Source organism: Myxococcus vastator (genome assembly GCF_010894475.1).
GTDB lineage: Bacteria > Myxococcota > Myxococcia > Myxococcales > Myxococcaceae > Myxococcus > Myxococcus vastator.
In genome coordinates this window covers 1-2,870 of the sequence record NZ_JAAIYB010000699.1, presented here as the reverse complement: position 1 = coordinate 2,870, position 2,870 = coordinate 1, and the positions used below count along the sequence as shown (strand labels likewise).

Annotated in this window: 2 protein-coding genes and 1 pseudogene; all 3 read left to right on the top strand. The window is 66.4% G+C overall.

Features of this window, described 5'->3' with window-relative positions:
- Positions 1-633: pseudogene (locus G4D87_RS36235) on the top strand (serine/threonine protein kinase); the annotation flags it as partial.
- A gap of 160 nt (positions 634-793) precedes the next feature.
- A complete protein-coding gene (locus G4D87_RS36230; protein WP_163787363.1) occupies positions 794-1,948 on the top strand; it encodes a protein kinase domain-containing protein in 1,155 nt (384 codons plus the stop codon).
- A gap of 238 nt (positions 1,949-2,186) precedes the next feature.
- Positions 2,187-2,546 (top strand): hypothetical protein, encoded by a 360-nt coding sequence (locus G4D87_RS36225; protein ID WP_163787362.1) that lies wholly within the window; start codon positions 2,187-2,189, stop codon positions 2,544-2,546.
- Positions 2,547-2,870: the final 324 nt, after the last annotated feature.

Sequence of the window (2,870 nt, the reverse complement as noted above, 5' to 3'; positions counted from 1 at the left end):
GCTATGTCACCTCCTGGCCCCTCGCCCGTGACGACCCCGGGCCCGGCAATCGCCGCTGCTCCGAAGGAAGGTTCAACCGTGAAGACCCCCTCACTCGAAGTCCCGGCCCAACGACGCGCATCGCGAGGGCGGAAGCAGGCCGCCGGCATCGTTGAGTGCGCGTCGCTGTCGCTCGTCGCGGCGCTGGCGGCGGGGTGTCCGGGTGCCCAGATTCGGCCCGAGTCCTTCTCCTGCCCGGCTGGCGCGGAGGAGGCCATGCGGGATCATCTCCGCTGGAGGCTCCACGATCGCTTCTTCCTTCAACTCGACGACCGTCAGGCGGCGTTTGGACAGGTGTGGTTCACCGCTGGCGCGGAGGTGGTGGGGGTTGTCCCGAAAGGCCACAACGACGACCGGCAACATGCGGTCGCTCCGACCGGGACGCGCTTCTACGGCAAGGCCTACTACCTCTCCGACAAGATGGGCCGCGCGGATGGGCCAGCGCTCGTCGTCCGGTATGACCGTGTGAAGCTCCCGGGGCAGGACGAGCAGCCGATTTGTCTGGTGGTGGAGGGCACGGTCTACGGGTTCAAGGACGGCAGAGTGAAGGCGTCCAACCGGAACGTGGGGTGGGTCGTGCACCGCTGGCCCTGAGCTGGGCCTGCGGTGACGTGGCGGGTAGGTGCTCGATTCCGACCCCCTGCTCACCAGCATCGACAGAACCTCTCAGGGTCGTTCCATGCCTGCCCATCCCATGGGTAACATGGTCCGCGATGCGCTGGCTGGGGATGCCCGCGCGAGAGGAGGGCAGAACATGTCGGCGAGTGAGTTCAGGCTCCCACGAGGGGCGATTCTCTTCACGAGGGACGGCTTCCAGTACGAGTTCCGCGAGGACCTGGGCGAGGCCCATCACGGGTTGCGCCTCCTGCTGGCCCGGCGCCGCACGCTGGAAGGCAACATCCGCGGCAAGGTGCTGCTCAAGGCGGTCGGGGTCCCGAAGTTGATGGAACTGCCCCGCATCAAGCGGGCGCGGGCGAAGCTTGAAGAGCAGGTGCACCTGGCGACGTACCTCGACCATCCGGGCATCCTCCGTGTCCACGGACTGCACAAGGCGGAAGGGGGCTGGTACGTCATCACCGAGCATCCCTCGGGGAACAGCATCGGCGACCTGTTGACGCTCGCCGGGGAGTGCGGCCGACGGTTCTCGCCCCTCTTCACCCTCCATGTCGGGGCTCGCGTCGCCGCGGCCCTGGCGCATGCCCACGACGCGACGGACGGACAGGGGCGCCCCCTCCACATCGTCCACCGGGCGCTCGACGTGGAGCACCTCGTTGTAGGCTGGAATGGCGACGTGCAGATCTCCGACTTCGGGTTCGCGCTCTCGGACCTGCCCGGGCGCGTTTCGTCCACGGTGCGCCGGCCGCAGGGGGATGCGTTCTACTCCTCCCCGGAGATGCTCCTGACCGGGCGCGTGGATGCGCGCTCGGACCTCTTCGCGCTTGGCAATGTCCTGCTCGAACTGGCGACGGGGAGGAACATCCTGGATGCGCCGGATGCCCTCACCGAAGAGGTGAAGGACGCCCTATCGACAAGGCAGCGGGTGCGGGTCCGGCGTGCCGTCAAGCGGGCCCGGCTGGCCGGAAGCGCGCCCCAGGTGGCGGATGCCATCTGGCGCGCGGCGACCTACACGCAGGCGGACCTGGAGGCGTTGACGGAGGGGCTTCCGCAGGGGCTGGGCCTGGTGCTGCGCAAGCTCCTCCAGCCCCGGCCGGACGCCCGCTACCAGACGGCGCGCGAGCTGGCGACGGACCTCCACCGCTGGCTTGGAGCGGGGGATGCCTACGGCCAGGAGGAAGCGGCGGCGGAGCTGCATGAAATGGCGAAGCGGGCCCACGAAGTGTTGATGGAGCTGTGTATGCGGCGCCCCCGTGGCCTTCAGGTGTCTCGGGACGCGGTCAGCACGAACTGAGCCTGCCGATTCCGTGGACGCCCGAGATTGGGTGGGAGGCGTACGGGCGGTCCACGGAAGCGGGTGGCTCTCAGTCGGATGAAGAGGAGACCTGGATGGACGCGGCGTGCGGTAGAGGGCACCGCCCGACGTACCGGGCTACATGGAACGGGTGACTGCGGCACCTGTGCACGAGGTGATACGGCGTCAGTCGCGCTCCCAGAGTATGGTACCGAAATAGAAAGCGAGGCTCCTTCGCATGGCCTTCCTTGGACACCTCTGCATCCTGGCATCTGGGCTTGTTCTCCTTGGATTCTTCATCGCCTATCCACGCTCTACGACTTTCATCGCCATCACCTTGGCGATGGGATTCATCGGAAGCTCAGAGGGGTTCTTCGGAACAGTGCTTGGCCTCCTGATAGGTGCAGGCCTCGGAGGCATTGGTGCTGGCATTGCCCATGGAGTCAGCCTCCTTTTCAGTCCTGCCGCTAAGCAGAAAAACGGTTCAAGCACCGCCACTGGCGAGAAGGAGAACATTCACGACTTTATGCGTCGGCGCGACGCAGAGGAAGCCGCAGCAGATGCACGTGCGCGGCAGCCGCCATCGCATCGACGATAGCACAGCGTTCTGGTTTACGCCTCGGAGGTTCGGAACCTGTCAACGCGGATGAGATTGTGAGCGCTTGACTGCGGTGCGCACCGAGGCGAACAAGCGCGTCCGTCTTGTGAAGGATCAGGCAACGAAGAGGGAACACGCGTTGCGCCAGCAGGAAATCAACCAGCCCACTTCCAATCTGGACGGGGCGAACGCCTTCGGTAAGCGTTCAGGTGGGATGGGCGGTTGAAGAAGGAGCAGGCCAGCAGCCGACGGGAGGCTCGTCGCTCGCTGACGCGGCGTGGGGCATGGGACAGAGCGTGTCGTGGCCGAGGTCGACCCCAAGGA

What these genes read in the sequence shown, in the direction of transcription:
- G4D87_RS36230 (WP_163787363.1), top strand. Translation starts at nt 794, where the DNA reads ATGTCGGCGAGTGAGTTCAGGCTCCCACGAGGGGCGATTCTCTTCACG.
- G4D87_RS36225 (WP_163787362.1), top strand. Translation starts at nt 2,187, where the DNA reads ATGGCCTTCCTTGGACACCTCTGCATCCTGGCATCTGGGCTTGTTCTC.